General features: G+C 68.4%; 15 protein-coding genes. 9 read left to right on the top strand and 6 right to left on the bottom strand.

What is annotated here, in order from left to right:
* Positions 1 to 37: 37 nt before the first annotated feature.
* Positions 38 to 619 (bottom strand): amidohydrolase family protein, encoded by a 582-nt coding sequence (locus tag HLH48_RS11405; protein WP_246387256.1) that lies wholly within the window; start codon positions 617 to 619, stop codon positions 38 to 40.
* A gap of 120 nt (positions 620 to 739) precedes the next feature.
* Between HLH48_RS11405 and HLH48_RS11400 the strand changes: the two genes are divergently transcribed.
* Complete coding sequence (locus tag HLH48_RS11400; protein ID WP_182997629.1) at positions 740 to 1,234, top strand: VOC family protein; 495 nt, start codon at positions 740 to 742, stop codon at positions 1,232 to 1,234.
* Positions 1,235 to 1,301: 67 nt separating this feature from the next.
* Here HLH48_RS11400 and hflX read toward each other — a convergent pair whose 3' ends face one another.
* The gene (hflX, locus tag HLH48_RS11395; RefSeq protein WP_182997628.1) at positions 1,302 to 2,654 is read right to left on the bottom strand and encodes a GTPase HflX; all 1,353 of its coding nucleotides are present in this window, start codon (positions 2,652 to 2,654) and stop codon (positions 1,302 to 1,304) included.
* A gap of 115 nt (positions 2,655 to 2,769) precedes the next feature.
* Between hflX and HLH48_RS11390 the strand changes: the two genes are divergently transcribed.
* Positions 2,770 to 3,549, top strand: coding sequence for an alpha/beta hydrolase (locus HLH48_RS11390; RefSeq protein ID WP_246387255.1), 780 nt, complete (start codon positions 2,770 to 2,772; stop codon positions 3,547 to 3,549).
* Between the two features lie 36 nt (positions 3,550 to 3,585).
* On the opposite strand, the gene HLH48_RS11385 is transcribed toward HLH48_RS11390, so the two are convergent.
* Complete coding sequence (locus tag HLH48_RS11385; protein ID WP_246387254.1) at positions 3,586 to 5,130, bottom strand: carbohydrate porin; 1,545 nt, start codon at positions 5,128 to 5,130, stop codon at positions 3,586 to 3,588.
* A 351-nt stretch (positions 5,131 to 5,481) separates the two neighbouring features.
* Here HLH48_RS11385 and HLH48_RS11380 point away from each other — a divergent pair, with 351 nt between their 5' ends.
* The 7 genes from HLH48_RS11380 to HLH48_RS11350 all read left to right on the top strand — a co-directional run bounded on the left by HLH48_RS11380 (position 5,482) and on the right by HLH48_RS11350 (position 13,710).
* On the top strand, positions 5,482 to 6,105 hold the full coding sequence (locus HLH48_RS11380) for a hypothetical protein (RefSeq protein ID WP_182997626.1): 624 nt from the start codon (positions 5,482 to 5,484) through the stop codon (positions 6,103 to 6,105).
* A 6-nt stretch (positions 6,106 to 6,111) separates the two neighbouring features.
* Positions 6,112 to 6,423 carry a winged helix-turn-helix domain-containing protein gene (locus HLH48_RS11375; RefSeq protein ID WP_182997625.1) on the top strand — a complete coding sequence of 104 codons (312 nt, stop codon included), beginning with the start codon at positions 6,112 to 6,114 and terminating at the stop codon, positions 6,421 to 6,423.
* Between the two features lie 67 nt (positions 6,424 to 6,490).
* Complete coding sequence (locus HLH48_RS11370; protein WP_182997624.1) at positions 6,491 to 7,924, top strand: DUF2252 domain-containing protein; 1,434 nt, start codon at positions 6,491 to 6,493, stop codon at positions 7,922 to 7,924.
* A gap of 3 nt (positions 7,925 to 7,927) precedes the next feature.
* Positions 7,928 to 9,607: a SulP family inorganic anion transporter gene (locus tag HLH48_RS11365; RefSeq protein WP_182997623.1), complete on the top strand. Its 1,680-nt coding sequence runs from the start codon at positions 7,928 to 7,930 to the stop codon at positions 9,605 to 9,607.
* Positions 9,608 to 9,699: 92 nt separating this feature from the next.
* Complete coding sequence (locus HLH48_RS11360; RefSeq protein ID WP_182997622.1) at positions 9,700 to 11,001, top strand: sensor domain-containing diguanylate cyclase; 1,302 nt, start codon at positions 9,700 to 9,702, stop codon at positions 10,999 to 11,001.
* A gap of 238 nt (positions 11,002 to 11,239) precedes the next feature.
* On the top strand, positions 11,240 to 12,763 hold the full coding sequence (gene betC, locus HLH48_RS11355) for a choline-sulfatase (protein ID WP_182997621.1): 1,524 nt from the start codon (positions 11,240 to 11,242) through the stop codon (positions 12,761 to 12,763).
* On the top strand, positions 12,763 to 13,710 hold the full coding sequence (locus HLH48_RS11350; RefSeq protein WP_182997620.1) for a glycine betaine ABC transporter substrate-binding protein: 948 nt from the start codon (positions 12,763 to 12,765) through the stop codon (positions 13,708 to 13,710). Before betC ends, HLH48_RS11350 begins: the two co-directional genes overlap by 1 nt.
* A 268-nt stretch (positions 13,711 to 13,978) precedes the next feature.
* Here the strand turns inward: HLH48_RS11350 and HLH48_RS11345 are convergent, their stop codons facing one another.
* The 3 genes from HLH48_RS11345 to HLH48_RS11335 are packed head-to-tail and all read right to left on the bottom strand — an operon-like array spanning position 13,979 to position 16,945.
* On the bottom strand, positions 13,979 to 14,572 hold the full coding sequence (locus tag HLH48_RS11345; RefSeq protein ID WP_182997619.1) for an alpha/beta hydrolase: 594 nt from the start codon (positions 14,570 to 14,572) through the stop codon (positions 13,979 to 13,981).
* Entirely contained in the window at positions 14,569 to 16,047 is a 1,479-nt protein-coding gene (locus tag HLH48_RS11340) for a carnitine 3-dehydrogenase (RefSeq protein ID WP_182997618.1), read from the bottom strand. The genes HLH48_RS11345 and HLH48_RS11340 overlap by 4 nt, the downstream gene beginning before the upstream one ends.
* Before the next feature lie 4 nt (positions 16,048 to 16,051).
* Positions 16,052 to 16,945 (bottom strand): BKACE family enzyme, encoded by an 894-nt coding sequence (locus tag HLH48_RS11335; RefSeq protein ID WP_182997617.1) that lies wholly within the window; start codon positions 16,943 to 16,945, stop codon positions 16,052 to 16,054.
* Positions 16,946 to 16,965: the final 20 nt, after the last annotated feature.

Genomic DNA, 16,965 nt, shown 5'->3' with positions numbered 1-16,965 from the left:
GTGACCAGCGCGTCCATGGCCCTCTGAAAATCCGTTTTCATGGCCGATTTTTCCGCGTCGGAAAGCCATGCCGCATCGATGGCGGGGGGACATGGTTGCGACCTCGCGCATGTCCAGCGACAGAACCTGCGCCATCGTGACATAGATGGTGCCGATGTCGGTTCCGAACATCGGCGGATCGTCCATCGCGGAAACCGGGAACATGGGCGGTGCGGCGCAATCCGGCGGAGCGCGCCAGGGCGTACGCATGCTGGAACAGGTCCGGCGGCCCCTTGAACTCCGCGCAATCCATTCCGATCCCGATGACCTCAAGACGTGCAATAAAATCATAAAAATCTAAAAATTGATGGAATTTTTCAGGATCCGTCGCGGGAAGGCCGACGCCGTTCCGGGCCGCGAGGTCCATGACGGTCTGTGGGCGCAGGGTGGATGATGGAGTCCATGTCCACAAGGCCTCTTCCTCGAATCTGCGCGCGGCGATACGAAACCCCTGGTCCGGGATTTCCATCCCGTCAGGCATGAGGATGCCCTCGATAATGCAGCGTCGGGTCCGTGCGGCGTAGGGCTCGCGCAGTGTAGGCGTCACGCAGAATACGATACGAATACGTAAATATTTCACATGTGTGTCATGCTGACACGAAGGTGCCAACCTGATCGGCGGATCGGCGCGACGGGCCTTGAACCCGGTCCGGCGCGGACCATCTGGCGCATGACGGCCTCAAAACGTGGGAGAGCGGCCATGTCCGGTAAGATCGTCACCTGTCTCTGGTTCGACCAGGGCGAGGCGCGGAACGCGGCGGAATTCTATGCGGCCACCTTTCCCGACAGCGCGGTCGGCCAGGTGACCCGTGCGCCATCCGACTATCCGGGCGGCAGCAAGGGCAGCGAACTCACCGTGGAATTCACGGTTCTGGGGCAGGCATTCGTCGGCCTGAACGGCACCCGTGCCTTCCAGCCGAACGAGGCGGTCAGCTTTCAGGTCGTCACCGAAGACCAGGCGGAAACCGACCGCTACTGGAATGCCATCGTCGGCAATGGCGGCAGCGAAAGCGTCTGTAGCTGGTGCAGGGACCGCTGGGGTTTTTCATGGCAGATCGTGCCGCGCGTGCTGCTGGCCGCGCTGAAGGACCCCGATCGCGCCGCCGCGAGGCGGGCGATGGACGCGATGATGACCATGGGCCGGATCGATATCGCGCGGATCGAGGCTGCCCGCAGGGGCGACGGGCCGGCGTGACGCGAAGGCCGTCGGACATGCGCCTGTCGTTTGCGCGGATGGGCCGACCCGTGTTCCCCCGTGGCCTTCATCGGGCCGCGAGGCTTCGCCGCAGGCGCGCGATGGCGCCGGGCAGGCCGCGTACCTTCAGCACGCGGCCGGTCTCGTCATGGTCTTCGGACAGGACGCGCGCGCTTTCATAGATCTCGCCGATCAGCGCCTGCCTGGCGTAGGGCAGCACCAGCACGTCGTCGACCATCTCGGCCTCGAAGAAGGCGACGATGGTGTCGCGCAGCATGCTGACATCGTCGGGCGCGTGGGCGGAGAGCATGATCGCGTCGGGGTGTTTTTCCAGCAGGGCGGCGCGCCGGGTGGCGTCGACCCGGTCCATCTTGTTCAGGACCAGCCGGGACGACACCGCATCCGCGCCGATGTCGCGCAGCACGCCGCGGCTGACCTCCAGTTGCGCTTCATAGGTCGGGTCCGAGGCATCGACCACGTAGAGCAGCAGCGAGGCCTCGAGCGCTTCGGACAGGGTGGAGCGGAACGAGGCGACCAGATCGTGGGGCAGTTGCTTGATGAACCCGACCGTGTCGGAGACGAGGACACGCGGGCGCGTTTCGGGTTGCAGGATGCGGACGGTGGTGTCGAGCGTGGCGAAGAGCTTGTCCTGCACCAGGACCTGGCTGCCGGTCAGGGCGCGCATCAGCGAGGATTTGCCGGCATTGGTGTAGCCGACCAGGGCAACGCGCAACTGGTCGCGGCGGGCGGACCGGCGATGGTCGCTGTCGCGTTGCACCGCCTCCAATTGGGTTTTCAGTTCCGCCAGCCGGTCGCGGATCTTGCGGCGGTCGAGGGCGAGGTTGCTTTCGCCGGCCCCCGGCCCCTGCTGGCGGCCGCCGCCGGTGGCGGATTCGCGCAGGCGGGGGGCGACATATTTCAGGCGCGCCATCTCCACCTGCAATTTCGCCTCGCGGGTGTTGGCATGGCGGTGAAAGATCTCGACGATGACGCCGGTGCGGTCCAGCACCTGGGCGCCGGTGGCGCGTTCGAGGTTGCGGATCTGGCTGGGCGACAGTTCATGGTCGACGATGACGCATTCGGGCCTGCGGGGGGCGTCCGGATCGGGTTCGGCCGGGCGCGCGGCCTCGGCGGCGCCTTCGAACCGCTTGCGGGCCTTGGTCATCGGGGGCGCGGCCATGGAGGTGACGACGCCGCTGCCGCCGGTCAGGGCGGCCAGTTCCTCCAGCTTGCCGGCGCCCAGAAGCGACGCGGCACCCGTGCCTTCGCGCTTCTGCGACACCGAGCCGACCACCTCGTAGCCCAGCGTTTTGACCAGCCGCCCCAGTTCGGCGAGGCTGGCTTCATGGGCGACATCATCGACATCGGGGGTCTGGATGCCAACAAGAACGGCGAGTGGAATGGGGGGTCTGGTCTCCATCGCCAAGCCTATAGCACGAATATGGCGGTGGCTCGGACATCGTATCCGCCTGGAAACCCGATGCCCGGCATGTCTTGCCTTCCTGTCCCGGCGACCGGCCGGTCACGCCCTGGTCATGGCTTTGATCGCGTCACTCTTCATGCCCGTGGTCGCGGCGGGGGTGTCGGCGGCGGCGTCCGGGCATGACGAGCGGGTGCTGGATCTCCGTCTGCCGGACGGCACGCGCCAGCGCGTTCTCTTTTGGGTGCCGCCCGGCGCCAAGGGCACGATCATCATGCTGCCCGGAGGCTCCGGACAGATCGGTCTGGAACCGGACGGGCGGTTGCGTCACGGCACCAATTTTGTCGTGCGGACGCGCGCGCTCTGGGTCGCCCAGGGCTATGGGGTCCTGATCCCGGATGCGATCGACGGCGCGAGCCTGCGGGGCGTCCGCAGTTCTCCCCGCTATGCCGCCATCGTGAACGCGCTGATCGGCTTTGTCCGGGCGCATGGGGCGGGTGCGGTCTTCCTGCTCGGGACCAGCCAGGGATCGATCGCGGCCATGAACGGCGCGGCGCACGCGCCGGCGGGTCGGGTGGCCGGCGTCATCCTGACGGAATCGGTGTCGGTCATGGGCGGCAGCCACGAAACCGTCTTCAGTGCCGATCCCCGGCTGGTCCGCAGTCCGGCCCTGATCGTCGCCAACCGCGACGATCGCTGCGCGGTCGCGCCTCCCGACGCCGCCCCGAGAATCGCCGCGGCCCTGACCGGCAGCCGCGACGTGCGCGTGCTGATGGTGTCCGGCGGCCTGACGCGCGCGGCGCGAAACTGCGATTCCCTCACGCCGCATGGCTATGACGGGATCGAGGCGCAGACCGTGGACGCGATCAGCCGATGGATGGATGCCCATCGCTGACGGCGCGCGACCGCGCTGGTCGGACGGGCTCCGATATCAGAACAGCGCGCTGACGACGGTGCTGAGGACGACGGCATCCTTGAAGACCGTGGTGCCGCCGACATGGTTGACGTACTGGAAATCGGGCTGAAGCGACACGCCGGTCATCAGGTGGACCGAATAGAAGGCTTCATAGATCGTTTCATGGCCCTGGATGCCATAGGGCGTGCCGAAATTCGCGCCGCGAAACGGCAGGCCGTGGGCCGCCGCCGCTTCCTGCGACAGGATGGCGCTGCGGCTGAAATTGGCCCACTGGACATTGATGCCGACACTGTCCAGCGGCCGGCCCCATAGCGCGCCGGTATCCAGCAGGGCGGCGACCAGATGATGGTTCATCTGCGACGTCTTGCCATCGGCATAGGAATATTGTCCGGTCAGCACCAGCCCGTTCATCGGGCCCTCGCCGTTGCGGATCAGCATCTGATCCGCCAGCACCCAGACCGACGTCTGCCCGCTCTGCCGGCGCGGAAGCCGCCCGGTCACGATCCAGGGCTGGCCGTGGCCATCGTCGTAAAGATCGTCATAGCGCGAATTGTCGTAGAGTGCGCCGACCTTGTAATGGCCGATCAGATGGTTGGGCCCGAATTCGGGAATCCAGCCCACTTCCACTTCCGTCGCCAGCTTGCCCAGATTGTCCTGGCCCCACGCCCAGCCTGAAATGCCGCCATTGTAGCTATGCGGCGACACGGCAAACAGCCCGCCCATGACATAGACCTGCGGGTTCGGCATCAGCCGCAGGACGGTGCCGATATTGCCCGACGGCCAGTCGCGCCCGCCTGCCAGATATTTGGTCGGCGTCACGTTGCCGCACAGCCACACATTCATGAAGCTGCACACCCATGGCGAATTGTTGAAGAAGGTGCCGGTCGGAATCCAGCCGGCGGCCAGATCGACCTTGTGGTGCAACCATGATTTTTCGAAATAGGCCCAGACCAGGTGCGCGACCACGTTACCGCGCGCGCCATAGATCTGCTGCACCTGGTTGCCGTTGTCGCCGAACAGCCGGCTGAGATTCTGCCCATTGCCATTGACCGCCAGCGTGTGCAGCCACAAATCGTCGGACCACGCCCCCGCGCCCAGCAATTTCTGCCAGTCGATATCGACCGTGGCGCCCACCTGGCCGGCCAGGGTGTAGCTCTGCCGCTTGCCGCCGGAGACATTGCCGGAAATGCCTTCATAGAGGCCGAGCGCGACATAGACGCCGTGATTCTGCAACCATGGCTGGACGCCGCCCCAATCGCCGAATGCGTGGGTGGTGCCGTAGGGCGCGCCGAATGACGGGGGGCCGTACGGCGATTGCAGGAAGCCGGGAATGGTCTGTTCGAGACTGCCGATCGGCTGGGTGTTCGCCGTCTGGGCTTCCCGCTGGAAGGGCCAGGCGGCCAAGGGGTCCGGATCGGCGGCCCGGGCCGGCAAGGCGGCATGCGTGACGAAGGCGACCGCCAGCGCGCACAGGGCCCGGGCCGCCGCGGGCCGCCATGCCGCCCGGACGGACATCGCGAAAGGCGAGTTCTTCTCCGAGGGGGTGTTGCCGCGTCTCATGTTCCACATCTTCTTTATATTTCTATGGGAAGTCTTTCCCGTGCCTTCGGGGGCTGCCTCGTGCAGGCATAAACATGCGGGAGGGAAAGCGGTTTCGTCTCCTGGACGATATGGAGCGCCGGTCGGGCGGGCGGCGCTGACGCGGGAATGCGGCCGGGATCGATGCCGATGGATTTTCAAAAAAATTAACTTTGAATTAGAGAGTAATTTGTTTTACATCTCCTCCTGTCGATACGGTCCCATCGCGCCGGGAGGGTTTTGCATCTTGCCGCTGTTCCGGACCGTGCCGGCGAGATGCCGTCCGCTTTCTCCATCCGACTGTCCTTTCCACCGCAATCTCGCGAGGCTTTCATGACCACCCGCCCCGAAACGTCGCTGCGTGACGACCTGGCCTTCATGCGTGCCCTGGCCGAGGCCGGACGCAGCGCGCCGCTGACCAGCGGCCCTTACTTCCTCGGTGCCGGGCTGCTGTTCGGCCTGGCCAGCGTCGTCGCCTGGGCGGTCGCGACCGGGCGGGCGGGCCTGCCGCCGCAGGCGCAGGTCTGGGTATGGCTGGCGGCCATGGTCGTCTACCTGCCGGTGATCTGGGTCCTGAACCGCGCGCAGCCCGGCCGCCCCGGCAGTGTGGTCATGGTCAATCGCGCCATCGGCATGATGTGGAGCGGCCTCGGCACAGGGGTCGGCATCATGTTCCTCGCGGGTCTGATCCTGGCCTGGCGCTGCGGCACGCCGATCGTCTGGGTCATGTTTCCCTCGCTGGTCCTCGCGCTGTACGGGGCGGGATGGAGCGCCACCGCCGTCATCTCGGGCCAGTCCTGGCTGCGGCTGGTCGCGGCGGGGGCTTTCGCCGGCGCGCTGGCGGTGGCGGCGACGATCGACAGTTCCGCCGTCCTGCTGCTCTACGGGCTGCTGATCCTGCTGCTGGTGGCGCTGCCGGGCTGGGTCCTGCTGCGCCGCGAAGGCCGGGCGGCCTGACCGGTCATGGACCATTTCGATATCGGGCAGATCGACGATGTGATCCATGGCCGTGTGCGGCTGGGCATCATGGCCTACCTGTCCTCGGCCGGCATGGCGGATTTCACGGCCCTGCGCGCCCATCTGGGCGTGACCGACGGCAATCTGTCGACCCATCTGCGCAAGCTGGAAGAGGCCGGGTATGTGGTGCAGAACAAAGGCTTCGCCGGCCGGCGCCCCCTGACGCGGCTGATCCTGACCGACAGCGGCCGTTCCGCCTTCATCGCCTATCTCGACGCGCTCCGGCGGCTGGTGGACCAGGCCACGCCGCCGGGATGACCGTGCGCGGGGCCGGTGACGATGTTTTGCACGTGACGGCGGCCCCGCGACTTGCGAACATCCGGCGATGACCGCCTATCCAGCCGATTTCCCCACCCTGGGCCACGCCAGCGCCTTGTCCACCGCCCTGTCCACCCGGCGCGACCGCCATGCCGGCGGCCGCGCCCTGCGGCAGAGCCTGCCGCGCGGCGCCCATGCCGACTGGGTTCCGGCCCCCGGCCGCGCCGACCCGGTGGCGATTCTCGAACGGCAGGGGGAGGGCCGCATCGCCGCCCTGCTGCCGGTCCGCTACCAGCGCATGGCGGCCTCGCCCTTCGCCTTCCTGCGCGGCGCGGCCGCCGTGATGGCGGCGGACCTGGCGCAGACGGCCTGGACCGGCCCGAGGGTGCAGGCCTGCGGAGACTGCCATCTGGCCAATTTCGGCGCCTACGCCTCGCCCGAGGGCGCGCCGGTCTTCGACATCAACGATTTCGACGAAACCCTGCCCGCGCCCTTCGAGTGGGACATCAAGCGTCTGGCGGCCTCGCTGGTGCTGGCGGGGCAGGAGGCCGGGCTGTCGGACGGCGCGGCGCGAGAACTGGCCGTGCGGGCGGCTCGGGCCTACGCGGCCGAAATGGCGCGGCTGGCCCCGCTGACGCCGCTGGAAATCTGGACCAACCGGATCGACCTCGCCGCCGCGATCGAGGCTTTCGACGACACGCGGGCGCGGCGCCGGGCGCGTACCCTGCTGGCCGAACGGATGGCGAGCGCCCGCCGCCATTTCGGCCTGGTCGCCGACGATACCGGCGCGCCCTCGCTGCGCGAAAAGCCCCCGCTGGTCATGCGCCTGCCCGAGCATGACGAGGTCCTGCGCCACGCCTTCGCCCGCTACGTCGCCACCCAGCCGCCCGAACGCGGCATCCTGCTCGCCCGGTACCGTCTGCGCGACGTGATCTTCAAGGTCGTCGGCGTGGGCAGCGTGGGCACGTTCTGCGCCATCGGCCTGTTCGCCACCGCCGATGGCGACAGCCTGCTGCTCCAGATCAAGGAGGCGCAGGACTCCGTGCTCGCCGCCCATGCCGGGGTCTCGGTCTTCCGCAACCAGGGGCAGCGGGTGGTCACCGGCCAGCGCATGATGCAGGCGGCGTCCGACACTTTCCTCGGCTGGACCCATACCCAGGGGCAGGACGAGGCCGAGGACATCCGCCACGATTTCTCGGGCGCCGGGCGGCAATTCTATGTCCGCCGCCTCAAGGATTCCCGGCTTGCCGCCATCGGCACCGAAGTCGCGCAGCAGGGGCTGGCCGATTATGCGCCGCTCTGCGGCCGCACGCTGGCCCGTGCCCACGCCCGGACGGGCGACGCGGTGGCGCTGGCGGCCTATCTGGGGCGCGGCCGGGCCTTTGCCGATGCGATCGGCGGCTTCGCGCTGCTCTACGCCGCGCAGACCCATCGTGACTGGGCGACATTCCGCCAGGCGATCGCCGCCGGGCGCCTGCCGACGGGGGACGGAAGGGTCTGAACCATGGCGGCCGCAACCGGGGGCCCGCTGGCGCGCCTGCGCGCGCCGGGCGGCTGGAGCGACGCGCTGGCCGGCCTGACGCTGGCCTCGATGAACATCCCGCAGGTGCTGGGCTATGCCGCCATCGCCGGCATGCCGGCTGTCACGGGCCTGTATACCGTGCTGCTGCCGCTGGTGGCCTTCGCCGTGCTGGGGTCGTCGCGGCACCTGGTGGTGGCGGCCGATTCCGCCACCGCCGCCATCATCGCCAGCGGGCTGGCGGGCATGGCGGTGGCCGGCAGCCCGCGCTACGTGGCGCTGGTCGGCGCGGTGGCATGGCTGGCGTCGGCATTCCTGCTGGGCGCGCGGCTGTTCCGGCTGGGCTTCCTGGCCGATTTCTTCTCGCGCACCGTGCTGGTCGGCTTCCTGACCGGGGTCGGGGTGCAGGTCTGCATCGCCATGTCGCGCGACATGGTGGGCGTGGCGGCGCCGGCGCACAATCCGTTGGCGCAACTGGCGCAGGTCGTGCGCGGGTTGCCGGGGGCCAGCATCCTGTGCGGCGGGCTGTCGCTGCTGGTGCTGGCGCTGATCCTGGCGGGCGGGCGGCTTGTGCCGCGCGCGCCGATGGCGCTGGTCGCGGTGGTGGGCGCCATCGCCGCCAGCCGGGCGCTGGATCTGGCGGGGCGCGGGGTGGCGGTCATCGGCCCGATCGCGGGCGGCCTGCCATCGCCGCGCCTGCCCGACGTGACGTGGAACGAGATGCTGGCCCTGCTGCCGGTCGCCGCCTCCTGCGTGGTGGTGATCATCGCGCAGAGTGCCGCGACTTCGCGCGCCTTCGCCCTGCGCTGTCACGAAAGCGTGGACGAGAACGCCGACATTCTGGGCCTGTGCGCGGCCAATGCCGCCGCCGCGCTGACCGGGGCCTTCGTGGTCAATGGCAGCCCTACCCAGACGGCGATGGCGCTGCGCGCGGGCGCGCGCAGCCAGCGCGCCCAGCTTGTCTTCGCGCTGGTCACGCTGGTCGTGCTGCTGGTGCTGACCGGGCCGCTGCGCGACCTGCCGCGCTGCGTGCTGTCCGCCATCGTCTTTGCCGTCGCGGCGAGCATGATCGACTGGCGCGGCCTGCTGGCCATCCGCCGCGAAAGCCCCGGCGAATTCCGCCTGGCCGTGGCCACGGCCGCCGCCGTGGTGGGGGTGGGGGTGGAGCAGGGTATCTTCCTGGCGATCGCGCTGTCGCTGTTCCGCCATGTCCGCCACAGCTACCGCCCGCACAGCATGGTGCTGCTGGTGGATGGCGCCACCGGCGCGCTGGAGCCGGTGCCGGTGAGGCCGGGGATACAGACGGAGGACGGGCTGATCGTCTACCGGTTCGGCGCCGACCTGTTCTATGCCAACTGCTCGCGCTTCGCGGAGGATGCGCGCCTGCTGGCCGATACCGCGCCGACCCGCCTCCGCTGCCTGATCGTCGACGCCAGTGCGATCACCGACATCGATTTCTCGGCCGCCGGTACGCTGCGCGACCTGCTGGCGGACCTGCGCGGGCGCGGGGTGCGCGTGCTGTTCGGCCGCGTTTCACCCTATCTGCGCGCCGATATGGACCGGCACCGGATCACGGCGGTCGCGGGCGCCGATGCCTGCTTCCCCGCGCTGCATCCCGCGATCCGCGCCGGGCGCGCCATCGTCGGGGCGGCGGGGCGCGATTGACGCCCCCAGGGGCCGGCACCTCCTTCCCCGGTTTTCGAGAAGGATAAGGTCGGCTATGAGTGTGAATGGGGAGCGGCGGGGTCTGATGGCGCATGGTGGACGATTTTCATGACATCATGGTGCTGGCGATCGAAGGGAGCGGGACCGGTATCTGGGACCGCGACGTCGTCACCGGCACAATCCGATATTCTTCCGGCTGGCTCGAAATACTGGGCTATTCCCCGGGCGAACTCCCGTCGCGGATCGACGATAGCTACGATCGCGTGCATCCCGACGACCTGGCCTATGTCCAGGCGGCCATGCAGGATCATTTCGACGCGCGCACATCGGTCTACGCCGCCGAGTATCGGCTGCGCTGCAAGGATGGACACTATAAATGGGTGCTGAGCCGCGGCATGGTCATCAGCCGCGATGCGCGGGGCCGGGCGCTGCGCATGGTCGGCACGACCACCGACATCACCTCGACCCGCCTGATGGCCGAGCGGTTGCAGCAGAGCACCAGCCTGGTGGCCAACCTGACCAACCAGATTCCCGGGCTGATCTTCGAATCCCGGCGCACGCCCGACGGCATGGCGCGGATGACCTATGTCAGTTCCGGCATCCGGGAGATCTTCGGGCTGACCGCCGAAGACGTGGCGACGAGTACCGCGCCCATTCATGCGCGCATCCATCCCGACGACCGGGCGATGTATCGCGCCTCGCTCGACGCGTCCCAGCGGGACCTGGTGCCCTGGCAATGCATCTTTCGTGTCGATCTGCCGGCGCGGGGCGTGTTCTGGCGGCAGATCGACGCCCGCCCGGCCCGGCTGCCGGACGGCGAGACGCTGTGGCACGGGCTGGTGACGGACGTGACCGAGCGCATGGAGATGGAGCAGCAGCTTCACGACCTGGCGCGGCTGGACCATCTGAGCGGCCTGCCGAACCGCAGGGCGTTCCTTGAGCGGATGGAAAAGACATGGTCCGGCCTGGTCCAGGCACGGATCGACCGGGTGGCGGTCATGATGATCGACGTCGATCATTTCAAATCGATCAACGATCGCTACGGCCACGCGGCGGGCGACGAGGTGATCCGTCATGTCGCGGCGATCATGAGTTCGGTGCTGCGTTCCAACGACATCACCGGCCGGATGGGGGGCGAGGAATTCGCCGTCTGCCTGCCCAATATCGGGTCGGAGGAAGCCGGCCGGATCGGCGACCGCCTGCGCTGCGAGCTTGCCGAGACGCAGGCCTGGTTCGAGGACGTGGCCATTTCGCTGACGGTCAGTGTCGGGATCGCCCGGATGCTGCCGACCGACCGGAATGGCGAGCAGGTCCTGGCCCGCGCGGACAAGGCGCTGTACATGGCCAAGCAGGCAGGCCGCAACCGGCTGTCCTATGCCCCGGACGAGGGCTGATCGCGGCCTGGCCGCGTGTTTCTGCCCCCCGTGGGGCAGATGTCAGAACAATACAAGATTCTGTCTGAAATCTTCTACAACAGGCGTTTGCCATCTTCGAATAATCGGATGGCGTTCGATCCTGTCTCGCGTGGGCGCCGATTGTCTGCGACGCGCGACGTGGCGCGACGCATAATGATGCCGCCCTGGGCGATCGTCACCGGAGCCGGTGCCGCTGAACGAACGGAACAGCCTGATCATGCGCGAACGCCCCGATATCCTGATCCTGATGGCAGACCAGTTGAAGGCGGGCGCCCTGTCCGCCTATGGCGGCACGGTCGCGAAGACGCCGCATCTGGATGCGCTGGCACGGCGCGGCGTCGTGTTCGAGAACGCCTATTGCAATTTTCCGCTCTGCGCGCCGTCCCGTTCGACCTTCATGAGCGGCCGGCTGGCCTCGCGGATCGGCGCGTATGACAATGCCGCCGAATTTCCCTCGCAGACGCCGACCTTCGCCCATCATCTGCGCCTGGCGGGGTACGAGACGATCCTGACGGGCAAGATGCATTTCTGCGGTCCCGATCAGTTGCACGGGTTCGAAACCCGCCTGACGACCGACATCTATCCCGCCGATTTCAACTGGACGCCCGACTGGACGCGCTTCGACGAACGGCTGGAATGGTACCATACCATGAATTCGGTCACCGAGGCCGGGCCGTGCGTGCGTACCAACCAGCTCGATTTCGACGAGGAAGTAACGTTCAGTGCCCGGCAGAAGCTGTATGACCTGGCGCGCGATCCCGATCGCCGGCCGTTCGCCATGGTGGTCTCGCTGACCCATCCGCACGATCCCTTCACGATCCCCGATCCGTGGTGGAGCCGCTACACGGACGAGGAGATCGACATGCCGGTGCTGCCGGCAAGCGCGGATGATCCGCATGCCGCCCGCCTGCGGCACATCAACGGCGCGGATTTGCAGCCGGTGACCCAGGCCCAGATCCGCGCGGCGCGCCGCGCCTATTACGGCGCCTGTTCCTTCGTCGATGACTCGTTCGGCCGGATTCTCACCACGTTGGACGAAACCGGGCTGGCGCGCGACACCGTCGTGATCGTGCTGGCCGACCATGGCGAGATGCTGGGCGAGCGCGGGCAATGGTACAAGATGAGCTTCTTCGACGATGCCTGCCGCGTGCCGCTGATCGTCAGCGCGCCCGCGCGCTTCGGCGCCCGCCGGGTGCGGGCCTGCGTGTCCCTGGTCGATGTGCTGCCCACGCTGTGCGATCTGGCCGGCCGGCCGGACTCCCTGCCCGGCGAAGGCCGCTCGCTGCTGCCCTATTGCGCGGGGGATGATGATGACGGGCTGGCGCTGGGCGAATACACCGCCGAGGGCGCGATCGCGCCGATCGTCATGATCCGGCGCGGGCGCTGGAAATTCGTCCATTGTCCGGCCGATCCGGACCAGTTGTACGATCTTCGGGCCGACCCGGGCGAGAGTCGCAACCTGGCGGCGGGCCCGGCCTGTCAGGCCGTGCGCGCGGCGTTCCTGGCCGAGATCGGGCAGCGGTGGGACCTGGCCGCGCTGCATGCCGACGTGCTGGCGTCGCAGCGCCGCCGCCGGCTGGTGGCCGAGGCCCTGCGCCAGGGCGCGCCGCCCGCCTGGGACCATCAGCCCGTGCGCGACGCGCGCGCGCTCTATATCCGCAGCCATATGGATCTGGAACGCCTGGAGCGCCGGGCGCGTTTTCCCGCGCCCGGTCACGCCGGGCCGGAGGGGCCGCCGTGATGCGGGCGGCGCGAATCCTGCTCGCGGGGCTGGTGGCCCTGTGCGTTTCGGCGCGGGGAGCGCGCGGCGCCGATCCCGCATCCTGCACGCCGGTGCGGCTCTCCGATGTCGGCTGGACCGATGCCGAGGCCGTCACCGCCGTCGCCCAGCGGCTGTTCGACGCCCTGGGCTACCGGCCGCAGGTTCCGATGTTGACGCTGACGATGACGTATGTGGCCATGCGCGACCGGCGGGTGGATGCTTTCCTCAGCAATTGGGAACCGTCAGGCCATACGGCGATCGCGCCGTTCCTGGCCGACGGGAGTGTCAAGCGCATCGCGACCAACCTGTCCGGCGCGCATTACACGCTGGCGGTGCCCGATTATGTCTGGAATGCCGGATTGCGCGATTACAAGGATATCGCATCCTGGGGCCGGCGACTGGGCTACATGATTTTCGGGCTGGAGGCGGGCAATGACGGCAATGCCCTCGTGCTGGACATGATCCGTACCAACCAGTTCGACCTGGGCCGCTTCCGTCTGGTCGAAAGCAGCGAGCAGGGCATGCTGTCGCAACTGGACCGCGACGTGCAGAGCCACCGGCCGATCCTGTTCCTGGGCTGGGAACCGCACCCGATGAACATGCGCTTTCCGATCCGCTACCTGACCGGGGGGGAGGCGGTGTTCGGGCCCGATGGCGGGGCATCGGTCCATACCGTGGTCCGCGCCGGCTACGACACCGCCTGCCCCAACGCCGCGCGCCTGCTTTCGCGCATCCGTTTCAGCGTTCAGGACGAAAATACGATGATGCTGGCGATCCAGCGGGATCGCGTCAAACCGTCCATCGTCGCGTGGCGCTGGCTGCGTGACCATCCCGACGCCTGGTCGGGGTGGCTGGACGACGTGGTGACGCGCGACGGCCGCGCCGGTCGCGCGGCTGTCGAGGCGATGCTGGGGAAAGAGCCGTAGAACGGAAATAATCAAGGTTGATCAAGAAACCGATCAATCCGCGCCATGACGGCGCGCGGCTGTTCCCAGAACGGATTATGGCCGAGCCCGGGATAGATCGCCACCTGCGCGCCCGGCAGCGCGCCTTCAGCCGGGCCAGGCCGGGTTGCGGGTCGAAGCCGGTCAGGGTCTGGTCCAGCACGGCGCGCCACACGGCGGCGGGGATCCGGGCGGAGTCCGTGCGCAGGCGTCGAAGGAAATCGGGATCGACCGGCGTGGGGGACGACCATCAGGCGCGCATGAAGGCGGAGTCCGGATCGATCGGCTCGCGCAACCGGCTGATGGGCGTCCGGGAGTCGAAACCGGCCGTGCGTCCGGCACGCTCGCGCGGCGTGGGTGTGGGAGACAGGCCGCCGGTGGAGGCAATCAGCACGACATGCTTCACGCGGTCGGGCCGGTTTTCGGCGAAGACCTGGACGACCAGGCTGCCCAGGGAATGGCCGACCAGGTCGGCCCGTTGCAGGCCGAGCCGTTCCATCAGCAGGCGGATATCCCACGCGAAATCGACCAGGGCGTAGCAGCATTCGGGTTTGGAAGAATGGCCGTGCCCGCGCAGATCGATGAGGATCAGCCGGTCGCGCGGTGCGAAGGCGGACAGGGCGGGAAGCCAGTCCCGCGCGCTGTCGGTATAGCCATGGACCAGGATCACGGGTCGCCCGTCGCGTGGGCCGCGATCGATATAGGCCATGTCGATCCCGTCCGGCAGGGACGCGATCCGCCGCGCGTCGTCGAACCGCGCCGGCGTTTCGGTACCGGCCGCCGCCGGGGCGGCCAGCATGGCCGCGGCCAGCCACGCGGCGCGTATCAGGCGGCCCGGCTTCATGGCCGGCGCGGCATGGCGATGGCGCGTCCCGCCCCCTCGGGTCGCGGCTCTCCGCCCTGCGCCGCGCGCAGCAGGGCAATGGCTTCGGCCACGGCACCGGGCATCGGTGCGCCGCGCCCCCGCGCCGTGTCGACATGGACCAGCATATGCTCCGCCGTGGCCAGCGGCGTGTCGCCGCCAGCCTCGGTCAGTGTGTGGAACAGGTGCAGCCGCTTGTCGTCGGCGTCCAGGATGCGGGTCCGGACCGTGATCGCCATGCCGCCATACGCCTGGCCCAGATGCCGCAGATGGGTCTCGACCGTATAGAAACTCTGCCCGGCCGCGACATAATCCATCCCGGCGCCGATCGCGTGCAGAAGGCGGTCCGTCGCCTCGCCGAACAACTGGAGATAGCGATGTTCGGTCATGTGGCCGTTATAATCGATCCAATCCGGCGGCACGACGCCCTGCCAGCCTGTCGGCGCGCCGTCCTGCCGGACGGTCGCGCGGCCGGCGACGAAGGCATTCAGCGTCGCTCCCGCTCCGTAGCCCTGCGGACCGACGGTGGCGAGCGCGCGGACGATCTTGACCAGCGCCTCGTCCCGCAGGCTTTCCAGAGCGCGCACCGCCACGCCGGCCGCCTGGTCGTCCGACTGGGTGGCGACGCGGTCGATCAGCGTCTGCGTCAGTTCCGGCGCGACCAGCCTGGTCCAGGGCAGTTTCAGCGCCGGGCCGAACTGGGCGAGGAAATGCCGCATCCCGGCGTCGCCGCCCGCCAGCCGATAGGTCAGGAAGGTGCCCATGAAGGCCCAGCGCAGCCCCGCGCCATAGCGGATGGCGTCGTCGAGTTCGGCGGTGGTCGCGACACCTTCCTCGATCAGCCACAGCCCCTCGCGCCACAGGGCTTCGAGCAGCCGGTCGGCGATGAAGCCGTCCACCTCCTTGCGCACATGCAGGACCTGCATGCCGATGGCGCGATAGAAGGTGGCGACGCGCGTCCTGGTCTCGGCCGATGTCTGTTCGCCGCCGCAGATTTCCACCAGCGGCAGCAGATAGACGGGGTTGAACGGATGCCCGACCACGAAACGCCCGGGGTGACGCAGCCCGGCTTGCAGGCGGGTGGGCAGCAGGCCGGAGGTGGAGGACGCGATGGGCACGCCGGCCGGCAGCAGGGCGTCGATCCGCGCCAGCACGGCGCATTTCAGTGTTTCGATCTCCGGCAGGCTTTCCTGCACGAAATCCGCGCCGTCCAGCGCCTCGTCCAGCGTCGCGGCGATGTGCAGCCGCCCTTCCTGCGGCAGGGCGCCGGGCAGCAGCTTGGCCCAGGCGGCGCGCGCCATGGCGAGGATGGCCTCGGCGCGGACGCGGGATTCCGGGCTGGGATCGTAAAGGACGGCATCGCGGCCGTTCAGCACGAAACGCGCCGCCCAGCCGGCGCCGATCACCCCGCCGCCGACCAGCGCGCAGCGTTTTGGAGAAAAATCCTGTCCGGTCATGGCATTATCCCCGCTTCGTCAGTCTGAGAAGGTCACGCACCGCCTGCGGGCCCAGGATCTCGACATTCATCGCGCCCAGGATCGTCGCCGCGCGCTCGACGAGCTGGGCGTTGCTGGCCAGTCGGCCGCGCGCGAGATAGAGATTGTCCTCCAGCCCCACGCGGATATTCGCGCCGACCATCGGCGCCAGCCCGACATAGGGAAGCTGGAAGCGGCCGAGCGAGAACATGCTGTACACGCACTCCGCCGGCAGGGCGTTGACCATCGCTTGCAGCGTCAGCAGGTCGTTGGGCGCGCCATAGGGCACGCCCATGCAGAGCTGGATCATCAGCGGCGCGTCCAGCAATCCTTCCTTGAGCATCTGTTTGGCGAAGGCGAGATGGCCGGTATCGAACACTTCCAGTTCCGGCCGCACGCCCAGCGCCTGCACCTGCCGCGCCATCGCGCGCAGGATCGAGGGCGTGTTGACCATGATGTAATCGCCCAGCGAGAAATTCATCGTCCCGCAATCGAGCGTGCAGATCTCGGGCAGCAGTTCCGCCACATGCGCCAGCCGTTCGGTCGGGCCGGCCATGTCCGTCTGCGCCGCGTCGGGCGGCAGAGGCGTCTCGCCGTCGCCCAGCACCAGGTCGCCGCCCATTCCGGCCGTCAGGTTGATGATCACGTCGGTATCGGCGTCGCGGATGCGTTCGACGACCTCGCGATACAGCGCGACATCGCGCGCCGCCTTGCCCGTTTCGGGGTCGCGCACATGGATATGCGCCACGGCGGCGCCGGCCCGGGCGGCCTCGATCGCGGCCTGGGCGATCTGTTTGGGCGTGATCGGCAGGCCGGGATGGAGCGAGGCCGTATCGCCGGCCCCCGTGACCGCGCAGGTGATGAACAGGCTGGTCTTCATGCGGGTTCGTCCTCGTGCCG

The sequence above is a fragment of the Gluconacetobacter sacchari genome, from assembly GCF_014174255.1.
GTDB lineage: Bacteria > Pseudomonadota > Alphaproteobacteria > Acetobacterales > Acetobacteraceae > Gluconacetobacter > Gluconacetobacter sacchari.
This window is presented reverse-complemented; position numbering and strand designations above follow the sequence as displayed.